We start from the raw sequence: 17089 nt of genomic DNA, 5'->3' as shown, positions 1-17089 counted from the left end.
ACTGTTGAGGAGTTTCGTTATACTGTTAATTTAGACTTCATTTAAACGCTTCAATCTTTTGAAAAGAGGAATTCTTCCATATGAATATAGGTAAAAACCGCAAACCAACGATAGGGGATGTGGCCCGGGAAGCGGGTGTTTCTATGGCTACGGTTTCTAATGTTATTAACCGCCGCAGTGTACCTTTGACTGCAGATACCATTAGCAAGGTGGAGCAGGCGGTGCAGCGGCTTGGATATAGGCGCAATGCGATGGCCGCGAATTTAAGCAGCCGGAAGTCTAATGAGCTGGGGCTGATTATCCCTAACTTTGGAGGGTACTACGGCCGCTTTGCGGAGGAACTGGAGCATCAGGTTCACGGCTTTGGCTATCATTTATCCGTTTTTTCGTCCAACGGGATGAATCCCGATTTGGAGAGACGGCATATGGAGCTGCTGCTCCAGCGCCGCGCTGACGGTCTGATCTGTCACGGGCTGGCGATGAGCGTGGATACGACGCGGCAGATTGTAGGGGAAGGGACGCCCCTTGTTATTTTTAACGGGTGGGGATGGCCGAGCGATGTGGCTTCTATCGCCGTTAACTTGGATTTTCCCGGTGCTTCTGCGGAAGCAGTGCGTTATTTGCTGCAGCAAGGCTGCCGGAGCGTCTTCTACGCGGCGGACAGACTTGCACCAGGAGCTAATGCCCAGCGTGAGCAGGGCTTTGCTGAAGGTGTGAAGCGCTGCGAGGCAAGGGCTGTTGGTGCTTTTGGTGTTTCTGATTACGATGGTAATCAGATTGAACAGGCTGGTCAGATAGATCAGATAGATCAGATTGAACAGATTGTAAGTGCCATCCTGGACGTTGGTGAGCTGGGTGTGGAGCTTTTTTTAGATCAGGTGCTGCAGCTTAGCGACAGGCGAAGCCCTATTGGCATTTATGCTTATAGTGATGCATGGGCGCTGCGGCTGCTTTCTGAGTGTCATGCCCGGGGACTGCGTGTTCCTGATGAGATTAAGCTGATCGGCATGGATAATGAATTATTTTCACAGGCCAGTTATCCGGCGATAACGACCTTTGATATGCCCGTTCAGCGGCAAACTCATTTAATTGCGTGCTGTCTGCTGCAGCAACTTGGTGAGGAATTGGCGCCAGAGGCGCTGGCGCTGCTGTCCGAAGCTAGAAGCACCGCGGCTGGCGGCAGAGAGATTTTGCTTCCACTTACACTGCTCCCGCGCAGATCTACGGAGCTGAGCGGGAACGCGGAGTGAGCTGCTGAGTTGAGTCTATTTTATTTTAATAAGAGAGGTTCTGAAACCGGTTCTGTATGTTCTGTATGCAGCTTTTCAGCCTCAGCCTCAGCCTCTTCCTTGTGCTTAAGAAATTCCTTGCCGTATTCACCATGCGGATGAATGTGAGCTTCCTCCATTTGGATCGTGGAATGCTCGATGCCGTATTTGCTCTGCAGTGTCTCGTTAATTGCCAGAATGATACAGAATGGCTGAATTTTATTATCGATAAATACATGGGCAGTTAGCGAATAATGATCCGTTGAAACCGACCATAAATGCATCTCATGAACATCCTCGACACCTTCGACTTGGGCGATATCCCGGCGAATTTCATCCAGATCGAACTGCTGTGGAACGGATTCCATCAGAATGAGATAGGATTCACGGATAATTTTGGCACCGCCGAGGAAGATAATGCCCCCAATAACAATGCTAATAAATGGGTCAAACCAATACATCCCTGTAAAATAAATTAAAATTGACGAGATAATAACGCCTACGGAGCTCAGCAAATCACCCAGAAAGTGCCAAAGCGCGCTCTGCATGTTCAAATTGGACTCTTCCTTCATGCTGTTATGAAGCACGATTGTTGTTACCAAATTAACTACAAAGCCTATTGAAGCAATAATAAGCATTAATTCAAACTTGATTTCCACCGGGTTGAGAAAACGGTTGATCCCTTCAATGAAGATCCCGATGGCAATAATGGCCAAGGCCAAGCCGTTCAAGAAAGAGGCGATAATCTCAAATCGCAAATATCCGAACGTAAACCGCGCATTAGGCGGCCTTGTGGCCATATAGAGAGCAACCATGCTGAGCCCCAGCGCCAAAACGTCGGAAATCATATGAGCTGAGTCAGAAAGCAGAGCTAGTGAGTTGGAGAGCAGTCCCCCAATGATTTCGACAATCGTGAAAAATAATGTGAGAAGAAGAACGACCCATAACGTTTTTATCGTTTTAGTCTGTTTTTTTACGTGACGTAGGTGGTGAAAATCGTATTCAGCCATAGTAAGCACTTCCTTATTTAGAATTATTCTAATTAAGGGTATTATACGTCTAACATGTGGATTGTGCAATTGAAATTTTTCATAAGATTTTTCGGCTCAACACCACAATCAGTGCTTGACAAATGAATGGATAGCTAAAACTGGAAAAACATCTGCCAATCCTGTACGGTTGAAAGTCCTACCCAACAACAAAAGAGAAATAGACCGATGCAGAATCCGTATATCACAACGACGGAAGATATCTTCCAGATACGGAAATGACCTGTCTCTAATGGTCACCGCTGACCTTTAGAGGCTGATTTTTACATATTCACAATTCTAATGGACATCCGCGACCATTAAAAGGCGCTTTTCCCCACAATAGCCACTTTTCAGCCTATAAGGGTCATCCGTGACCGTTACAATCTCATTTCGCTGCATTTCCGCTTCTAACGGACCGCGGTGACCATTAGCGCACGTGTTACCCTCGCGATATGAGAATAGCTATTACAAGTAACGGGCCGCTATAAAGCTGGCATTTTCGTAGCATTTAACAGCCATCGATGTTAGCTTGACTGTCAAGCACTGATTATTAGGTTGAGCCGTTTTTTCATGCCAATTTTCATGAATATGTGTGAAGTGAAATGGGGATTTTTTTACCACAAATGCGGAGCGCTTTCAAATTTGTTACATAAATGAAATATTCCTGTTATGGTTTCATAATGTTTTCTTGGTACTATAATAAACAAGACCCCCTTTTAATATAAACACTTAGAACCTGGCCCCGTTGGCTGGGTTCCTTTTTTTGTATTTAGACAAATAATCCTTATGGGGCATTGAGATTGAAAGTTTGAACGAAGCCATAGTGGGCATAGGTAGGCTGTCGAATAACTGTTGATAACTCAAACTTCCACTTGGAATCGATCAAAACTTGCTTCTCAGCAACCTTGGAGGCTCCCTCCCCCATGGCAATAATGGCTGGTTGGATTCTTAGTTTCTAGTGTTGATTTTGAAATAAACCAAAGATTAACCGGTTCGAGTTAAAAGTATGGTTTTTATTACTAAATAATATAAATATTGTTATATTTATGAGTCTTAAATCGTGGAAGCGGATTGTCAGTAAGCTTGTTTTTTAAGTAGGCTGATCCGTTTACCACCGCTTATTTGCGGAATCAACTAGCTGCAATAGGAGTTGCTATCAAATTGAATTTCTGATATCTTAAGTTCCGTACGTTTGATATAGGGAGGCTTCCAAAATGATTTTAGAAGTAATTGCAACCAGTGTATTGGATGCTAAACTTGCACAGGAGTATGGAGTTAACCGGATTGAGTTGATTTCAGGCATTATGGAAGGCGGTGTAACACCGAGCTATGGGTTGATTGAGCAGGTAGTGCGTGCAGTTGATATTCCGGTGAATGTCATGCTGCGCCCCCATGCCAACAGCTTTTGCTACGATTTGGACGATCTTGAAGTCATGGTTCGAGATATTCGGATGATCCGTGAGCTCGGTGCGGCCGGTACGGTGATGGGGATGTTGAATCTGGATAAGCAGATCGATATTCCCGCCTTGGAGATGCTGCTTAGTGAAGCAGGAAATATGGCGGTTACTTTTCACCGCGCTTTCGATGAGCTGGAAGATCAACAGGCCGCGCTTCAAACATTAGCGAAGTATCCGGCAGTTCACAGAGTTCTGACATCGGGCGGGAAGTCTAATGTTCTGCATGCTAAGCAGGAGATTGCGGAGCTGGTCAAGACTAGCGGGGACTTACCTATCGAAATTTTGGCCGGGAGCGGGCTAAGTGTGGAGAAGCTGGACGATTTCATCAGGCAAACAGCGGTTCATGAGGTTCACATGGGGACAGGAGTCAGAGTTAACAATCAGGCACTGCAACCCGTTGATCCGAAAAAGCTCCAGGCTGCGGTATCGATCCTGTCTCACTTCAAATAAATCTGACAACATCAACAAGATGGAGGGTAAACCAATGAATAAATTGTTAGTGCAAGAATACAGAGGCGAGTTGGTTGAATGTGAATACGAAGGGCATATTTGTGGTATTTCCTATTCGGGCGATGTCATGTATCAGGTAGGAAATCCGCAGCATGTCACTTATATGCGTTCGGCCGCCAAGCCAATCCAAGCGATACCTGCTTTCCGCTACGGGATCGGCGAGCGCTATCACTTCGATGAGAAGGAACAAACGATCATGACTGCTTCGCATCGTGCAGAACCGTATCAAGTCCAAGCGCTGGAATCTATGCTGGGCAAGATTGGAATAGACGAGAGCGAGTTGGTGTGCCATTCGACGTATCCGCTGAATGCGGACGCCAGGCATGAATTAGTCGCGCAAGGAAAGCCTGAACGACATCTGTATCATAATTGCTCAGGGAAACACCTGGGGATTCTAGCTTACAGCAAAAGCAAAGGCTACAGTACAAGTGATTATGCAGATCCGAAACATCCCGTGCAGCAAGAAATCCTTGCGACACTGGCAATGCTGGCGGAATACCCGGCCGAACAGATCGTGATTGGCATAGACGGCTGCGGCTTTCCCGTATTTGGATTACCTTTGCACCATATGGCAAAAGCTTTTCTAAAGCTTGCATGCCCGGAGCTAATTGAGGACAAAATAACTCGTTCGGCTGTTGAACAAATTACACAGATGATGAATAGAAATTTCGAGATGGTATCTGGTACGGGTCTGATCTGCTCAACACTGCTTAAGGATGATAATATCGTTGCCAAAGGTGGTGCTAAAGGTGTGTATTGCTTCGGGCTGAAAAAGGAAAAGCTGGCCTTTGCTCTTAAGGTTATGGACGGCTCGGAAGAGAAGTGGCCGCTTATTGTCGCTTCCATTCTGGAGCAAATCAACTATGACCGGCAAGAGACGATCGACTGGATGTATGAGCTGTGTCCGAAGCAGTTCACGAACGGGAACGGTACGGTTGTTGGTGCTAATAAGGCCTCATTCAAATTGGAAACGGTAGGTTAATGCCGCTAAAATATTATACAAAAACGCCCGCGAAGCAGTGATAGCTGCTTGTTTGCGGGCGTTTTTGTATGGTTTTCAACTAGTTGTTTTTAGTTTTGGGGAGTATATAAGTCACGGTAGTTCCTTCCCCTAGTTTGCTCTCAAGCTTTATTCCGTAATCAGAGCCGAAATGCAATTCAATTCTTTCTTGTACATTAGCAAGCCCAATATGATCTACGTTAGGCGCTTTACCTTGCAAATTGCTTTGGATATTCAAGAGAACAGGCTCAGGAATGCCAGGACCATTGTCGCTGACTTTTAGGATCATTTGTGTGGCTGTTTCATAGCCGTTGATCGTAATATGTCCTTCGCCGGGCAGCATTTCAAGTCCATGGTAGATCGCATTCTCCACAATTGGCTGCAGCGTCAGCTTCGGAATAGGATAACTGAGCAAATAATCCGGAATGTTCACGATCAGGCTGAATTTATTGTCATAGCGAATTTGTTGAATTTCAACATAACGGACGACTTGTTTTAATTCCTCCTCAAGAGGGACGATTTGTTCGCCGGTCGAGATGCTGTAACGAAACATATCTGACAGCATTTTGGTCATTCTTGCAAGCACGGGGACATCCTCGATTACGGCTATGGCATTTATCGAATCCAGCGTATTGTATAGGAAATGGGGATTGATTTGGGAATGCAGAGCTTTAAGCTGCGCCTCCTTTTGGATGATTTCCGATTTGTAAACGTGATTGACGAGCGTATGAATTTCCTCCGTCATTCTGTTGAAGCTTTGGGTCAACTGTCCAACCTCGTCTGTACTTTGAACGTCCAATTGAATGTTGAAGTCACCGGATTGAACCTTTTTCATTTTTTGCTGAAGCGTTCGTAGCGGTTTGGTGATGCGTCTGGAAACAAATGTAGAAATAATCATGGCAATGATCAGGGCAATGAATCCGATGCCGATCGTAATGTTCCGGTATTTATTGGAATTACTTTGAATGCTGCTTAGAGGGTCCAGCGATACGAATCGCCAGCCGGTTGCATCTGAATAAGTGGAGCTGACAAACATACGCTGATTGTTGATGTCCATCCAAGCCGAGGTATTTCCTTTTATTTTTTCTCCGTCCATCCATTGTTGACCGATTTTGTCGATAGCACTGCTGTATACGATTTGATTGTCGGCATTCAGAATGATCATGTCTTTCAAGTTAAGCTCATTCAGCAGTCTGTAAATATCCATAACACTCACATCGATGACTATGCCGCCAAGATCCGCTCTTCCTGTTGTATTATTGATTTTCCGTACTAAGGAGAAAACATAGGGGGACGCAGTGGAAGGTGGGATGAAATAAGTACGCTCGAAAGGACCCGCTACATAAACCTCCCCCTTGAGCTTTAATGCCTGCTGATACCAGATCTCATCTGAAAAATTTTCCTCGACATAAAGCGGATCTCTCTGAATCATAGCTCCATCTGAAGTGACAATCGTTACATTATGAATGTCCCCGCGAATTCCCATGTAGCCGTACCATTCCGAGAACTGTTGAAACAGGCTGCTTTTCCAGCGGGTTTGGTCAATGATATCGTCAGGTAAGCCGCTGTTTAAAAGCCCTTGAATTTCGCCTGTATAAATCGCACGGCTGTACAACTCGAGTGAATTGAAATATTCTTGAAGCTGTTCCGAGAGCAGCTTCATCTCCAATAAGCGGTTTTCCTGTGTCTGGGTTTTGGTGATGCTAATAGCCGAAACATACAAAATGCTGCCAAGGAACACCAGCGGGATAACAATAACTAATGAGTAAGAGAATAACAGTTTATTTTGTAGACTGCTTTTAAAATTAGCTATTATGCTCCTAATCAATTTTCGTATCCTCCTTGTATTGGAGAGGGGTTACACCGCTGTAGCGTTTGAACAGCTTACGGAAATGCTTCAAGTCCTGATAACCACATAACACAGCAACATCGCTAATCTTGCCAGCCGGGTTACTTGAAATCAGCGATTTGGCGTGTTCCATTCGCAATTGGGTTAAATATTCAAGGAAGTTGCGTCCGGTGTACTGCCGGAATAAAGTGCTGAAATAGCCTGGATTCATGTAATAAGCCTGGGCAAGATCAGTCAAATTGATCGTTTGGTTAAAGTTGGCATCGATGAAGGATTTAGCTTTTTCCACGGCTTCTTTAGCCTTCTGAGCAGGGATCTGGGGTTCAGCATGGAGATGACGGATGAAAAAGTCGGCAACAACATTACGTTTAGCCTCTAGCTCGACAATGTACGGAAGCTTCTTGGCAATTTGAAATGCTTCCATGTAGGTCATCTCAGTAAGGCTGCCAGCTTCGTAGATAGCGCGGGCACCCCGCAAAAGCACGTAGGGATAGACGCTTTCCATAAGTTCAGTGTTTAACAGCGGCTCGGTTGTAATGTTATGAAGCTCTTCAAGCTTATTTAATATAGCGGCTCGATTGCCTTGCTTGATCAAAATGAACCATTCCCGTTCCCAAGCGGAATTTAAAGAGAGGGAGGATACTTGAGTGGGTTCCAACGCTTTTGGTACCAATACGTCTAATTCATTATCCGGCGCCATAGGTAAGCTTGCTTGCAGCGTGTAAGCATCGTAAGCTTTAGCAGCCGATTCCTTCACGTTTTCGATTCCACTGACAAGTGTCCCTATTCCGGCAAGCTGAAATAAATCCCGATCCCGCAGTTTAGCCCGAAGTTCAGACCAAACATTTTCCATAACGTCTGCTGATCCCGCAGCTATGAATGTATAATAATGCGCCCGCGTGCGAATAAGTATGACTTCGCAACGATTTTCAAGATGATGGAAATATTCATGAACCTTGTTTCTGTCATCGTCACTATCAAACATAGCAACAATAAAGTGATCCTCATGTTCTGAGAGGCGGATATCTTCCCAATCCATCAGCAGTTGTTCATTTTGATCGTATGCGCCTTCAAGCAGCAGATAAAAAAACTGTTCTCTTGTTTTTTTCAATTGTGCGGCTGCTTTACGGCGACCATGTTCTGTTTTCGCGATGAGCTTCTCCAATATGTCGTTCAATTCCAGTTGATCAACGGGCTTCAGCAAATAATCAGCAACAGAAAGATGGATCGATTTACGTACATAAGTGTAGTCGTCGAAGCCGCTTATAACTAGGAATGCCATATGCGGATATAATTCTTTGGCATGTTCGATCAGCTCTAGACCGCCTAATATGGGCATCCGTACATCGGTAATAACGATATCGACCTCAAGATCGCCAATCATCTCAAGTGCCTCATGCCCATTTGCGCATTCTCCTGCTAACTGCAGGTCTAGCCTATCCCAGGCTATCATCTTAATGATGCCAGCACGCGACAATCGTTGGTCGTCCACTACTAAAACTCGCACCTGAATCTCGCCCCTTTGTCTCCGGGTTAATCTATAATACCGTCCCAAGGACGGGAAATCCGTTATAGCAACTTTAGCGGCCTTGCGGTGTAGCAGCCTAGAGCACCCGCCCACCCGCCGAAACGATCGTGTGCTGCGTGTGCATTGTGCTATGTGCTGCACTTAACGATATTTTTGAGGCTGTCGATTAACTGTGGATTAAAAAATACGATCCTCTAAAAATCGATTTTTTGTGAGAAAAACGTCGCTTTCACCCCTGAAAATCGATTTAAACACGTTTAACTGGCAAGTTTTGATCGATTTCAGTTAAACGTTCTAAGTTGTACACAGTTAATCGACAGCCTCTTTTTCATCGTTAAAGCAAGGATGTGGAGCGGATCTGATGCTTTTAACGATGAAAAACATCGTTAAAGTAGCAGCTCCTTCTCAACTGCGTGTTTTTCATCCCGTGCGCCTGCACCCGCTAGGAAATCACTTCTAATCCCTCTATTCAAGAGAAAAAAACCTTCTGGCATTCCGTTTGAACTTGATGTTGGTGTTGGTATTCGTGTGATTCGTGCGATTGTAACTGGAAGAGGGAATGGGTGTGGGTGGAAGAGCGATAGCGTCCGCCTTTAAAGATTTGTTCTCACCTCTACATCCATTCCATTCAGGGAACAAATCTTTAACAGCGGCTGGAACCCACACCCATTCCCTCCCCTGGCACAAATGCCCTCAAAGGACGCCACATGGCGTTTTTACTTGTGGATTAGTATATCACAATACGTTGTATAGGAAAAATACGATTCGGTTCATCAAAAAATGCCCCCCATCATGATCAAAGAATGCCTCCTGTACGTGTTAAGCGTTTTCAGGTAAAGTTTAGAGTATCGATTGGAGGACAGACAACATATGACGAGTACAACAGATTTTTTCCGCAAGCATTGGAAAGGATACGCATTTCTGATCCCTATTTTCCTCGTCCTCGGCACGTTCAAATATATTCCATTTTTCAACGCAGTGAAGATGTCGTTTTACAATTGGAATGGGGCGAATGTGAAAGAGTTTATCGGCTTGGATAACTTTGTGCGCTTGTTTCATGATGAAACGTTACATGCTGCTATGGTGAATATTGGAGTATTTACGTTAAGTGGAATTATCATTCAGTTAACTTTACCTCTTATTGCTGCCGTTCTCGTATTTCATGTAACAAGCGCTAAGCTGCAAAATGCACTAAAGGTTTGGTTTGTTATTCCGCTGGTTATTCCGAGTATCGTTATTTTTCTAACCTGGCAGTGGATTTACGCAGGAGAGTATGGTGTGTTGAACCAGTTTCTTGAGTTAATCGGGCTGGATTCCTGGACTCACGCTTGGCTTGGTGAAAGTAAAACAGCGATATGGTCGATTATTTTCGTGAATTTCCCGTGGATCGGCGGTATCAACTTCCTGATTTACTTAGCAGGCCTCATGTCGATTTCAGGAGAATTATTTGAAGTTGCCAAGCTGGACGGCATGAATCCTTGGCAGCGATTTATGCGGCTGGAGCTGCCGCTTGTGCGCAGCCAAATCAAGCTGATTATGGTTTTGACGATCATTGGGCAAATTCAAAGCTTTGAAAATGTTCTAGTATTAACCAATGGTGGACCAGGGGATACTACTCTGACACCAGCCTTGTATCTCTATACGACAGGATTTTCCTATAACGAGATGGGTTACTCTTCGGCAATTGGACTCTCGCTTTTCATCATTCTTCTGCTATTGACTTTAATCAATAATAAATTTATTAAGAATACCGAGAAAATCGACTAGGGAGGGAACTCTATTATGAAAAAAAATATAATGGCGGTTCCGCATTACGGTTCCCTATTTATGCTATTAATCTTGACACTTTTTCCTTTCTATATGCTCATTGTTAGCTCTCTCAAGTATACGGAACAATCGATTCATAATTTCTGGGGTGTTTCCTTCCCCCTACGATTGGACAACTATTCGACTGCTTTCAAGCAAATTTGGCCCTTTATCGGGAATACATTGCTGATTTCCTCAGCTATCGTTATCGGTGTCGTACTGATTTCTTCGCTCGCAGCCTATTCATTCGTTAGATTTAATTATCCTGGTAAACAGCTTTTGTTCGTGCTGATCCTATCGTTAATGATGATTCCGGGATATTTGATACTCATTCCCCAGTTTTTGTTAGTTCAGAAGCTGGATATGCTTAATACGTATCAAGGACAGATTTTTCCGCCGATGGCGTTTGGAGCCGCGATGGCTACCTTTCTAATGAAAACCTTTTTCGAAGGGATCCCAAAAAGCTTAATTGAAGCAGCGGATATGGAAGGCGCGGGTGAGAGTCAAATCTTTTTCAAAATCGTCATTCCACTCTCGCTTCCGATCATTTCAACCGTAGCTATTATCAACTTCCTGGCTGGCTGGAACAATTATATTTGGCCATTGGTCGCTACTAACGGTGATTCCGTAAAGCCGGTCATTCTTGCGTTAAGTACGATCACGGGAAATATGGATCAAGGCATGGGGGTCAGGCTCGCTGGATATATTATTGCCTCACTTCCGCTCTTGCTGCTTTTTATGATCGCTACCAAACCTTTTATCGCTGGAGTTACCTCTGGTGCTGTGAAGGGCTAGGATAGAAAATTAAAAAAAAGAGGTGGTTCGCATGTTTAAGAGAAAAAGTGCTTTACTATCAATGACACTCATTTTATCTTTGGTAGTTGGCGGATGCGCATCTGGGAACAACTCAGACGCAGGCAAAGAGCCAGCTTCATCAGCAGAAGCTACAGGCAAGCAGGTCAATTTGACGTTTGCGGTAGAAACTCCTAAGGATGAAGAGACAAAGCAAGTATGGCAAGAAATAATTGACGGTTATACAAGCAAGCATGAGAACGCTAAAATCAAGCTCGACTATGCGCCTAGCGATGGCGATTCTTTCAGAACCTGGTTGACTACTGGACTCATTGGCGGAACTTCCCCTGATATTATTCCTAGCCGTTATACCTGGACGCATGAAGACTTAAATAAAGATTTGCTTACGGATTTAACTCCGGAATACGACAAGCCTAATCCATACGCAGGCGATAGAATTTGGAAAGATACTTTCACGCAGTCCATCTTAAACGAAATGAAAAATCCGCTTTCCGAGAAGATCGCTGGCATTACGCTGCAAACCTTGTCCATCCGCGTCTTCTACAATCAGGATCTGTTCGAGAAGAACAATCTTCAAATTCCAAAGACCTGGACTGAATTTATCGATGTACAATCCAAGTTGAAAGCAGCTGGTGTAACGCCATTTGCCTTCGCAAATTCAAAGCCTGGCGATAATCATCTTCTATGGGCTGTAAACATGATGACGAATCAAATTGCCGCAGAAAAAGTGAGAAGCTATGACTTCGATCAAAATACCCAGCTGAGCCTTAATGAGATTGCGGCATCGGTGGATGAAGGCGCAGTAAATTTAGAATCATCGGATTGGACAGGATTTATGCCCATTATCAAGGACTGGTCACAATATTGGGCCAAGGGCTACAATGCTATGAACGGCGATGCGGCTAAAGAAATGTTTTTGCGTGGTGATGCTGCAATGGTGCTCGCCGGCAACTTTGAATTAAAAACGATTCAGGATTCGAAAGCGCGGAAGTTTGAATTCGGCACATTTGCTTTGCCTTACTTGACCAAAAATGAAAATCCGAATGCAGCCGAGAAAAATTATGAGCTTGGCGGATATCCCGATCTTGTATTCGCAATACCGAAAAAAGTAACAGGAGACAAGCTGGATGTTGCTGTAGATTTCCTGAAATATTTATCTTCACCAGAAGTAGCAACGCTTATGGGTAACAAAATGTATGTTACAACAACGCTTGCCAATGTTGATTTACCAGTTAACTTAAGCGGCTTCCAATTTGTTGGACAACGTATCCTTGTTAATTTCTACGCTGCACACATTGATAAGAAGCTCAATGAGGACTTGGTGAAAATTGGACAACTGTATTTGGAAGGAACCGTGTCAGAAGAGAAGTATAAGTCAGAATTGCAAAAAACACTTAAGAATGACATGACGGCCGTTTTGAAGACGAACAATTGGACTAAGGAAAATAAGTACGGAACGAAGGAATAATACAATTGGAGGAGGAGCGCCTATGCTGAGTTGCTCCTCCTTACCCTATGATCGAATGGATAATAAGGAGTATGATGACTATGAGTACGAATTGGATTCGTGAGAATATCAGACAAGTTCATATAGATTTTCACATGCCGGAATTTCCCCGCGATGCGATTGCAAACTTCCATGCAGAGGAGTTTGTTTCCCATTTTGTAAGAGCGAAAGTAAACGTTATTGGTGTATTCACCAAGTGCCACTTTGGTAATGCGTTTTATGATAATAAGGTGGGACATAAACATAGCGGATTAAAGGGTGACTTTTTCGGTGAGGTGCTAACGGAGGCCAAGAAGCATGACATGAAGGTCATTGCCTACTACTCACTTGGAACCGATGCCCATGCAGTGCTTCATAACCCGGATTGGTACCAAGTGGATGAAAAGGGAAAAGTTCGCGGCAGTGAAGGCACAGTGTGGGAACTACCTTGCCTCAACAGTCCTTATCGGGAAGAGCTGGTTATCCCGCAAGTGAAGGAGATTACTGAGAAATACGAAATGGACGGGTATCTGTTCGATATTCCTTACATTCATAATCATTATTGCTTTTGTAAGTATTGCAAGAAGAAATTTCTGGAGGAGTATGGACAAGTACTGACTCCAGAGCTTCTGGAAACGAATCGCGAGCTCGTCATCGGCTTTGGGATTGACTCTGCTGCACGGTGCATGAAGGAAATTTATGATGTCATCAAGAAAATCCGTCCGGATGTACTGGTTAATTGCAATGGGGCTTGGCGTATGGGAGAACCTGCCGAAGTTAATGCAACAAGCGACTATGGATTATGGGAATCCCAGCCGTCCGCTACGGGTTCGTTCCTGGGACATTCGATCCGGGCCCGTCACATCCGGACGCTTGATGTTCCTGTTCAAATTATGACGGTGCGATTCACTGAAGGCTGGGGACTGATGTCTTGTAAGACAGCAGAGCAGCTTAAATTTGAATTTGCGTGCATCATGGCGAACGGTGGAATCATCAATATTGGCGATCAGGTCATGCCGGATGGAACACTGCAAGCGGGTGTTTATGACATTATTGGCGAAGCCTTTAATTTCGTGGAAGCACGGGAGGCCTATTGCATTGGGGGCAAAAGTGTTCGTCATACCGCATTAATCGCCAACAATACGAATAACTGGTACCATGACAAGGATGATTCGGCTACGTTCGGAGCAGCCAAGATGCTGATTGAAGGTCATCATCAATTTGATATTTATTACAACGATAATTTCCCGGATCTAGAAGGTTATAAAGTGGTAGTTCTTACGGAAAACGTCAATCTATCCTCGACGTCCATTCAACTATTGGACTCGTTTGTCGCTAACGGAGGTTTATTATTAGCTGAAGGCGCTGCGACCTATTCCAAGGAAACGAAGGATTTCCAGCTTGCTGATGTGCTAGGCCTGCATTATTTGGAGCGTACGCCTTATCCGTTTGCTTACTTCACAGAAAATGAGGATCTATGGCATGGAGTTGCCCGAATTCCTCAACTGGTTGAAGGAGAGTTCATTAAGACCATTCCGGCAACGTCAGAAACGCTAAGTTATATTCAATGGCCACTAACCGTTCCTGCTGTTAATCGTGCTTTTAGACATCCAATGCCGCCAGCCGGTGCTATCAGCGATTTCCCTGGAATCAGCGTAAATAAATATGGCAAAGGAACGGCTATCTATGTGGCAGCTCCCGTATTCCGGACTTATTGGAACAGCAATCACTTCTGGGTGCGTCGTATTATGATGAATCTATTAGATCAATATGCAAGAGAAAAGTACTATGAGGTAGAAGCACCCGTTCATGTAGAAGCGAACATGATGGAGAAGGATGGCAAGAAATATTTGCACCTGATCAATTTTCAGAACATTCATGCCGGAGAAAAGAACAGCTCGTTCTATGATCCTATTGAGAATATAACGCCGGTATACGACATTCAGGTATACATTAACGATAAACGGATTCAAACGGCTACTACGCGACCTGATAACGAACGATTGATGACCGAACAGACAGAGGAAGGGATCGTGTTTACGGTTCCTAAAGTCCATATTCACACGATTATTGAACTAAGCGAGAATTGAAAAATGCAAGGACTGAGGTGAAGTGACATGAACAGTATTGTAATCGTATGCGATACGTTAAGGAGGGATCATTGCGGTCCCTATCATCAGGGGCGTCCGCTGAATCAAGTAATCAGCGCTGAGCAGCCAGACTGGGTCATCCCGACTCCGAATATGGATCGTCTGGCAAAGAGGGGTATCGTATTCGACAATGCCTATTGCGGTTCGACGCCTTGTATGCCGGCACGAAGAGATATTTATACTGGACGTTATGAGTTTCTGGAACGAGGATGGGGTCCGTTAGAGGAGGATGATCTGGATCTGCCCAGGCAAATTTCCGGTCCGCCCAATTCTTCCTTAAGCAAGCAATTGGATAACGGGAATCCTGTTAGTTATTTCATTACGGATCACTTCCATATGTGGGAGCAAGGCGCAGGCAACTATCATATGGGGTACACAGGCTTTGAATTTATTCGCGGTCATGAAGCGGATGCGTGGAAAACCGATCCTGTTGACTTTCCTTGTCCCGAATCGGAAAAGCATACAAAATTGGAACGGCATTTCCGCAACATTCATCTCACACGCAAATCGGAGGAAGATTACTTCTGCGCGCAGATGTTTGGCAAAGCTGCGGAGTGGCTGGATGGGAACCATTCGCACGAAGATTTCTATTTGCACCTGGATTGCTTCGATCCGCACGAACCATGGGATCCGCCGGAGGAATACGTTAAAATGTTTGACCCGCGGGGTTATGACGTGGACCGCTTTATTCCGCAAGCTCCTTATGATGAATGGAACAAACATATGACGGAGCAGCAAAAAAATCATGTGCAAGCCTGCTATGCAGCTAATGTCGTACTCGTGGATAAATGGCTGGGCAAGCTGCTTGATAAGATGGACGAGCTGGATTTATGGAGCAATACAATGCTAATTTTCACAACAGACCATGGGACTTATAACGGGGATCACGGGCGTATGGGTAAGCTCCAAACTCATCAATATGATGCCGTATCGCATATTCCTTTCATCGTGGCTTATCCCGGCGGGGAGCAAGGAACGAGGAGAAACCAATTGGTTCAGCTGGTTGATATTTATCCGACCGTTTTAAAGGCGGCGGGTAAGCCTTGTCCTCCGGACCGGCATGGGCTTGATTTGACTCCAGTGCTGGAGTCGGTACATGCGCCTTTAAGGGAGTATGCCATCAGTGGCATGTTCGGAAAAAGTGTTACGATCACCGATGGTCGCTGGGCACTGCACCAATCTCCGATTGCTGGCAATGGGCCGTTGAATTGGTATGGCACTTGCATGGCCAAATTTATTCCTTATAATCTGGGACCTTATCAAGATGGGAAGAGAGTAGTGAGCGATTGTGCATCTTGGCCGACACCAACCTGGTTAAGCGATAAGAGTACTGATCCAAGCGAGCTAGTGAATCTAGCTGATCAGGAGCAGGAAAAGGTTCATGAGCTGCAGCAGGCATTGAAACAAGCCATAATAAAGCTTAACGCACCTTCCGAGCAGCTTATCCGATTGGGACTTGAAGAATAAAATAAATGAACAGGCTGAACGACCGATCGGCGGGTGTTTACGCTTATTCTTGCATGCAGCAAGAGGAAGGTGATCGACAAATGATTTCACAGCTTAGAGCACGGATCTCCATTCTTGCGCAAATATTTTGGGTGTTTTTCAGGATCGGCCCCTCGAGCTTCGGTGGGGGATACGCCATGATTCCCCTTATTGAGCGGGAAGTCGTCCAGAAGCGGAAGTGGATGGAGCAATCGGAAATAAGCGAACTCGTATTGATAGCAGGCTCTGCTCCAGGGGGAGTAGGGGTTAACTCGGCTGTTTTTATCGGGCACCATAAGGCAGGGGTTGCGGGTGCATGTATGGCGGTGCTTGGTATCACGCTGCCGACGTTTGTGATCGTTTTTTTGTTAAGCATATTTAATCATTATTTTGAACACAATCATAAAATTGCTGCAGCATTAAAGGGCATACATGGAGCCATTGTCGCATTGATTCTAATAGCTGGCTATAAGATGGCGAAAACCTCTCTGCTCGATAAAACGACAATAGCCATCGTTATTGCTGCTCTGGGGCTGCTATTGTTAACCTCCATTCATCCGATAACCGTCCTTGCGTCCGGGTTGGTTGGTATTCTTCTCGTAAAAGTAAAAGAGCTGCTGGGATTGAAGGTTCAGATGGAGAAAACGCCGGAGCCCTCGTCCGAACAGCAGCTTGTGTTTCCGGAATATTATATCTAGAATGGTGG

General features: G+C 44.8%; 12 protein-coding genes. 9 read left to right on the top strand and 3 right to left on the bottom strand.

Translation table 11 applies throughout. The annotated features are described in order from the left end of the window. Positions 1 to 80 precede the first annotated feature (80 nt). Positions 81 to 1250, top strand: a complete 1170-nt coding sequence (locus tag J2Z66_RS17335; protein ID WP_209972708.1) for a LacI family DNA-binding transcriptional regulator — start codon at positions 81 to 83, stop codon at positions 1248 to 1250. Positions 1251 to 1270: 20 nt separating this feature from the next. Here J2Z66_RS17335 and J2Z66_RS17330 read toward each other — a convergent pair whose 3' ends face one another. Beyond that, complete coding sequence (locus J2Z66_RS17330) at positions 1271 to 2278, bottom strand: cation diffusion facilitator family transporter (RefSeq protein ID WP_209972707.1); 1008 nt, start codon at positions 2276 to 2278, stop codon at positions 1271 to 1273. A gap of 1235 nt (positions 2279 to 3513) precedes the next feature. Between J2Z66_RS17330 and J2Z66_RS17325 the strand changes: the two genes are divergently transcribed. Both J2Z66_RS17325 and J2Z66_RS17320 read left to right on the top strand, forming a co-directional pair. Further along, positions 3514 to 4206: a copper homeostasis protein CutC gene (locus J2Z66_RS17325; protein ID WP_209972706.1), complete on the top strand. Its 693-nt coding sequence runs from the start codon at positions 3514 to 3516 to the stop codon at positions 4204 to 4206. Positions 4207 to 4240: 34 nt separating this feature from the next. After that, positions 4241 to 5248, top strand: coding sequence for an asparaginase (locus J2Z66_RS17320; protein WP_209972705.1), 1008 nt, complete (start codon positions 4241 to 4243; stop codon positions 5246 to 5248). 79 nt (positions 5249 to 5327) lie between these two features. On the opposite strand, the gene J2Z66_RS17315 is transcribed toward J2Z66_RS17320, so the two are convergent. Next, positions 5328 to 7094, bottom strand: a complete 1767-nt coding sequence (locus J2Z66_RS17315; RefSeq protein WP_209972704.1) for a sensor histidine kinase — start codon at positions 7092 to 7094, stop codon at positions 5328 to 5330. Then, the gene (locus tag J2Z66_RS17310; RefSeq protein WP_209972703.1) at positions 7087 to 8622 is read right to left on the bottom strand and encodes a helix-turn-helix domain-containing protein; all 1536 of its coding nucleotides are present in this window, start codon (positions 8620 to 8622) and stop codon (positions 7087 to 7089) included. Before J2Z66_RS17310 ends, J2Z66_RS17315 begins: the two co-directional genes overlap by 8 nt. Positions 8623 to 9513: 891 nt before the next feature. Here J2Z66_RS17310 and J2Z66_RS17305 point away from each other — a divergent pair. From J2Z66_RS17305 to J2Z66_RS17280, 6 genes are all read left to right on the top strand, one after another. After that, the gene (locus tag J2Z66_RS17305) at positions 9514 to 10410 is read left to right on the top strand and encodes a carbohydrate ABC transporter permease (protein WP_209972702.1); all 897 of its coding nucleotides are present in this window, start codon (positions 9514 to 9516) and stop codon (positions 10408 to 10410) included. Positions 10411 to 10425: 15 nt separating this feature from the next. Next, positions 10426 to 11244, top strand: a complete 819-nt coding sequence (locus tag J2Z66_RS17300) for a carbohydrate ABC transporter permease (protein WP_209972701.1) — start codon at positions 10426 to 10428, stop codon at positions 11242 to 11244. 31 nt (positions 11245 to 11275) lie between these two features. After that, positions 11276 to 12730, top strand: a complete 1455-nt coding sequence (locus J2Z66_RS17295) for an ABC transporter substrate-binding protein (protein ID WP_209972700.1) — start codon at positions 11276 to 11278, stop codon at positions 12728 to 12730. Between the two features lie 47 nt (positions 12731 to 12777). Next, positions 12778 to 14838, top strand: a complete 2061-nt coding sequence (locus J2Z66_RS17290; protein WP_376774430.1) for an alpha-L-fucosidase — start codon at positions 12778 to 12780, stop codon at positions 14836 to 14838. A 27-nt stretch (positions 14839 to 14865) separates the two neighbouring features. Then, on the top strand, positions 14866 to 16365 hold the full coding sequence (locus J2Z66_RS17285) for a sulfatase family protein (RefSeq protein ID WP_209972698.1): 1500 nt from the start codon (positions 14866 to 14868) through the stop codon (positions 16363 to 16365). A gap of 80 nt (positions 16366 to 16445) precedes the next feature. Then, entirely contained in the window at positions 16446 to 17081 is a 636-nt protein-coding gene (locus J2Z66_RS17280; RefSeq protein WP_209972697.1) for a chromate transporter, read from the top strand. The last annotated feature ends 8 nt before the right edge of the window (positions 17082 to 17089 follow it).

This window comes from Paenibacillus eucommiae (assembly GCF_017874215.1).
Classification (GTDB): Bacteria; Bacillota; Bacilli; order Paenibacillales; family NBRC-103111; genus Paenibacillus_AI; species Paenibacillus_AI eucommiae.
Note: the sequence above shows the minus strand (reverse complement) of the source record. Positions and strands in the feature narration are given on the sequence as shown.